This window comes from Microbacterium sp. Mcb102, from assembly GCF_024519805.1.
In the GTDB taxonomy this organism is placed as follows: domain Bacteria; phylum Actinomycetota; class Actinomycetes; order Actinomycetales; family Microbacteriaceae; genus Microbacterium.
Window position 1 is genome coordinate 1 of sequence record NZ_JALJRG010000011.1, and the last position, 5592, is coordinate 5592.

At 54.5% G+C, this 5592-nt stretch carries 3 rRNA genes; all 3 read left to right on the forward strand.

Going from position 1 to position 5592, the window contains the following annotated elements:
* The first annotated feature begins 263 nt into the window (after nucleotides 1-263).
* Nucleotides 264-1787, forward strand: a 16S ribosomal RNA gene (locus tag OC372_RS19275).
* A gap of 430 nt (nucleotides 1788-2217) precedes the next feature.
* Nucleotides 2218-5322: ribosomal RNA gene (locus OC372_RS19280) — 23S ribosomal RNA — on the forward strand.
* Between the two features lie 108 nt (nucleotides 5323-5430).
* Nucleotides 5431-5547 (forward strand): 5S ribosomal RNA (gene rrf, locus OC372_RS19285).
* Together the 16S, 23S and 5S rRNA genes form the textbook arrangement of a ribosomal RNA operon.
* Nucleotides 5548-5592: the final 45 nt, after the last annotated feature.

Below are 5592 nucleotides of genomic sequence, written 5' to 3' on the forward strand. Positions count from 1 at the left end.
GGTAAGATAGAGAAGTTGCCCTGCGGGCCTGGCTGTGATGGCTGGGTCGTGGGAGCATCCGATCCTTGAGAACTCAACAGCGTGCACTTGTCAAATGCCAAATTATCCTCGTCTCCACTTCGGTGGGGGTGAGAATTCCTTTGGATCAAAGACCAACTCCTTTCGGGGGGTTGGCAATGGATGAAGTCAGCAATGAATTTGTCTCTTTGGTCAGCATCAAACTCGCTGCGTCACCGTTTTCCCGGTGTCGTATGCATTTCTTTTTTACGGAGAGTTTGATCCTGGCTCAGGATGAACGCTGGCGGCGTGCTTAACACATGCAAGTCGAACGGTGAACACGGAGCTTGCTCTGTGGGATCAGTGGCGAACGGGTGAGTAACACGTGAGCAACCTGCCCCTGACTCTGGGATAAGCGCTGGAAACGGCGTCTAATACTGGATATGTGACGTGACCGCATGGTCTGCGTCTGGAAAGAATTTCGGTTGGGGATGGGCTCGCGGCCTATCAGCTTGTTGGTGAGGTAATGGCTCACCAAGGCGTCGACGGGTAGCCGGCCTGAGAGGGTGACCGGCCACACTGGGACTGAGACACGGCCCAGACTCCTACGGGAGGCAGCAGTGGGGAATATTGCACAATGGGCGCAAGCCTGATGCAGCAACGCCGCGTGAGGGACGACGGCCTTCGGGTTGTAAACCTCTTTTAGCAGGGAAGAAGCGAAAGTGACGGTACCTGCAGAAAAAGCGCCGGCTAACTACGTGCCAGCAGCCGCGGTAATACGTAGGGCGCAAGCGTTATCCGGAATTATTGGGCGTAAAGAGCTCGTAGGCGGTTTGTCGCGTCTGCTGTGAAATCCGGAGGCTCAACCTCCGGCCTGCAGTGGGTACGGGCAGACTAGAGTGCGGTAGGGGAGATTGGAATTCCTGGTGTAGCGGTGGAATGCGCAGATATCAGGAGGAACACCGATGGCGAAGGCAGATCTCTGGGCCGTAACTGACGCTGAGGAGCGAAAGGGTGGGGAGCAAACAGGCTTAGATACCCTGGTAGTCCACCCCGTAAACGTTGGGAACTAGTTGTGGGGTCCATTCCACGGATTCCGTGACGCAGCTAACGCATTAAGTTCCCCGCCTGGGGAGTACGGCCGCAAGGCTAAAACTCAAAGGAATTGACGGGGACCCGCACAAGCGGCGGAGCATGCGGATTAATTCGATGCAACGCGAAGAACCTTACCAAGGCTTGACATATACGAGAACGGGCCAGAAATGGTCAACTCTTTGGACACTCGTAAACAGGTGGTGCATGGTTGTCGTCAGCTCGTGTCGTGAGATGTTGGGTTAAGTCCCGCAACGAGCGCAACCCTCGTTCTATGTTGCCAGCACGTAATGGTGGGAACTCATGGGATACTGCCGGGGTCAACTCGGAGGAAGGTGGGGATGACGTCAAATCATCATGCCCCTTATGTCTTGGGCTTCACGCATGCTACAATGGCCGGTACAAAGGGCTGCAATACCGCGAGGTGGAGCGAATCCCAAAAAGCCGGTCCCAGTTCGGATTGAGGTCTGCAACTCGACCTCATGAAGTCGGAGTCGCTAGTAATCGCAGATCAGCAACGCTGCGGTGAATACGTTCCCGGGTCTTGTACACACCGCCCGTCAAGTCATGAAAGTCGGTAACACCTGAAGCCGGTGGCCTAACCTTTTTGGAGGGAGCCGTCGAAGGTGGGATCGGTAATTAGGACTAAGTCGTAACAAGGTAGCCGTACCGGAAGGTGCGGCTGGATCACCTCCTTTCTAAGGAGCATCTGACACCTTCGGGTGTCCAGAACCCAGATCGAAGGCATACGTTCTTCGCTGGGAGCTCATGGGTGGAACATTTGACATGGTGTGAAGGATGTTGTTCTTCTCTAGTACGTCGGGTCTTCGGATCTGGTGGGAACGGGGAGGGTGGCGGATGTCGCACCTGCACGCTGTTGGGTCCTGAGGGACCGGATGCGCACTGGCCTTTGGGTCGAGTGCACAGTCGGTTACTCTGGGCCTCTTTCTGTTTCCCCTTTTGTGGGGTTGTGGATGGGGGCACCGCCCGTACTTTGAGAACTACACAGTGGACGCGAGCATCTTGCAGCTGGCTTCGGTCAGTTGCACAAGATGATCTTAAAGATCATTAGTCAATTTCAGATTCCATCTTCGGGTGGGGTCGAGTTTTTGATTCAAACTCATGTGATTTCAAGTCTTTAAGAGCAAACGGTGGATGCCTTGGCATCTGGAGCCGAAGAAGGACGTAGCAATCTGCGATAAGCCTCGGGGAACTGATAAGCAAGTTTTGATCCGAGGGTGTCCGAATGGGGAAACCCCGCTGGGCGGCGTGCCGACCTAGTGACTCCCGCCTGAATATATAGGGCGGGTAGAGGGAACGTGGGGAAGTGAAACATCTCAGTACCCACAGGAAGAGAAAGCAACCGCGATTCCGTTAGTAGTGGCGAGCGAAACCGGAACAGGCTAAACCTAGCGTGTGTGATAGCCGGCAGGTGTTGCACGTTGGGGGTTGTGGGACTTTTCAGTCATCTCTGCCGAGGTGGCGGCGTTACAAGAAGGTATAGACGAACGGTCTTGAAAGGCCGGTCATAGAGGGTGCCAACCCCGTAGTCGAAATGCCTCTCTTGGCGCGAAGAGTATCCCAAGTAGCACGGGGCCCGTGAAATCCCGTGTGAATCTGTCAGGACCACCTGATAAGCCTAAATACTCCCAGATGACCGATAGCGGACAAGTACCGTGAGGGAAAGGTGAAAAGTACCCCGGGAGGGGAGTGAAATAGTACCTGAAACCGTTTGCTTACAAACCGTTGGAGCCTCCTTAGTAGGGGTGACAGCGTGCCTTTTGAAGAATGAGCCTGCGAGTTAGCGATATGTGGCGAGGTTAACCCGTGTGGGGTAGCCGTAGCGAAAGCGAGTCTGAATAGGGCGATTCAGTCGCATGTCCTAGACCCGAAGCGAAGTGATCTATCCATGGCCAGGTTGAAGCGACGGTAAGACGTCGTGGAGGACCGAACCCACTTAGGTTGAAAACTGAGGGGATGAGCTGTGGATAGGGGTGAAAGGCCAATCAAACTTCGTGATAGCTGGTTCTCTCCGAAATGCATTTAGGTGCAGCGTTGCGTGTTTCTTGCCGGAGGTAGAGCTACTGGATGGCCGATGGGCCCTACAAGGTTACTGACGTCAGCCAAACTCCGAATGCCGGTAAGTGAGAGCGCAGCAGTGAGACTGTGGGGGATAAGCTTCATAGTCGAGAGGGAAACAACCCAGACCACCAACTAAGGTCCCAAAGCGCGTGCTAAGTGGGAAAGGATGTGGAGTTGCCTTGACAACCAGGAGGTTGGCTTAGAAGCAGCCACCCTTGAAAGAGTGCGTAATAGCTCACTGGTCAAGTGATTCCGCGCCGACAATGTAACGGGGCTCAAGCACGCCACCGAAGTTGTGGCATTGACATTATTGGTAGGCCTTCGTGGTCCAGCCGTGTTGATGGGTAGGAGAGCGTCGTGTGGCCAGCGAAGCGGCGGTGTGAACCAGCCGTGGAGGCTACACGAGTGAGAATGCAGGCATGAGTAGCGAATGACGTGTGAGAAACACGTCCTCCGAAAGACCAAGGGTTCCAGGGTCAAGCTAATCTTCCCTGGGTAAGTCGGGACCTAAGGCGAGGCCGACAGGCGTAGTCGATGGACAACGGGTTGATATTCCCGTACCGGCGAAGAACCGCCCAAGCTAATCCAGTAGTGCTAAGTGTCTGAATCCCAGTGACTGATCCCTTCGGGGTGACGCTCTGGGCCTAGCGCACGACCCCATTCTGGTGCGGTTAGCGTATTAACAGGTGTGACGCAGGAAGGTAGCCCAAGCCAGGCGATGGTTGTCCTGGTGCAAGTGCGTAGGCCGAGTCGTAGGCAAATCCGCGATTCATTAAGGCTGAGACACGATGCGGATAAAAAGTGGGTGATCCTATGCTGCCAAGAAAAGCATCGACGCGAGGTTCTAGCCGCCCGTACCCCAAACCGACTCAGGTGGTCAGGTAGAGAATACCAAGGAGATCGAGAGAATCGTGGTTAAGGAACTCGGCAAAATGCCCCCGTAACTTCGGGAGAAGGGGGGCCTTCGGCGTATAGGGATTTACTCCCGAAAGCGTTTGGAGGCCGCAGAGACTAGTGGGTAGCGACTGTTTACTAAAAACACAGGTCCGTGCCAAGTCGCAAGACGATGTATACGGACTGACGCCTGCCCGGTGCTGGAAGGTTAAGAGGACCGGTTAGCCGTAAGGCGAAGCTGAGAATTTAAGCCCCAGTAAACGGCGGTGGTAACTATAACCATCCTAAGGTAGCGAAATTCCTTGTCGGGTAAGTTCCGACCTGCACGAATGGCGTAACGACTTCCCAACTGTCTCAACCGCGAACTCGGCGAAATTGCATTACGAGTAAAGATGCTCGTTACGCGCAGCAGGACGGAAAGACCCCGTGACCTTTACTACAGCTTGGTATTGGTGTTCGGTGTGGCTTGTGTAGGATAGGTGGGAGACTTTGAAGCATGGACGCTAGTTCGTGTGGAGTCATTGTTGAAATACCACTCTGGTCACTCTGGATATCTAACTTCGAACCGTAATCCGGTTCAGGGACAGTGCCTGGTGGGTAGTTTAACTGGGGCGGTTGCCTCCCAAAAAGTAACGGAGGCGCCCAAAGGTTCCCTCAACCTGGTTGGCAATCAGGTGTCGAGTGTAAGTGCACAAGGGAGCTTGACTGTGAGACTGACAGGTCGAGCAGGGACGAAAGTCGGGACTAGTGATCCGGCAGTGGCTTGTGGAAGCGCTGTCGCTCAACGGATAAAAGGTACCTCGGGGATAACAGGCTGATCTTGCCCAAGAGTCCATATCGACGGCATGGTTTGGCACCTCGATGTCGGCTCGTCGCATCCTGGGGCTGGAGTAGGTCCCAAGGGTTGGGCTGTTCGCCCATTAAAGCGGTACGCGAGCTGGGTTTAGAACGTCGTGAGACAGTTCGGTCCCTATCCGCTGCGCGCGTAGGAAATTTGAGAGGATCTGACCCTAGTACGAGAGGACCGGGTTGGACGAACCTCTGGTGTGTCAGTTGTTCCGCCAGGAGCACCGCTGATTAGCTACGTTCGGGATGGATAACCGCTGAAAGCATCTAAGCGGGAAGCCGGCCTCAAGATGAGATTTCCATACCTTCGGGTGAGAGGCTCCCAGCCAGACTACTGGGTTGATAGGCCAGATGTGGAAGTGCAGTAATGCATGCAGCTGACTGGTACTAATAAGCCGATGACTTGATAACACACCGTTTGTTGGTGCTACGCGTCCACTGAGTGGTTCTCGATGTACGGTCGAGAACCGCATAACAACAATGACTTTGTTATGTGTTTGATTGAAACATCAATAGTGTTTCGGCGGCCATAGCGTGAGGGAAACGCCCGGTTACATTCCGAACCCGGAAGCTAAGCCTCACAGCGCCGATGGTACTGCAGGGGGGACCCTGTGGGAGAGTAGGACACCGCCGGACTCCTTTTAGACAAAATGGCCACCCATCGATGGGTGGCCATTTTGC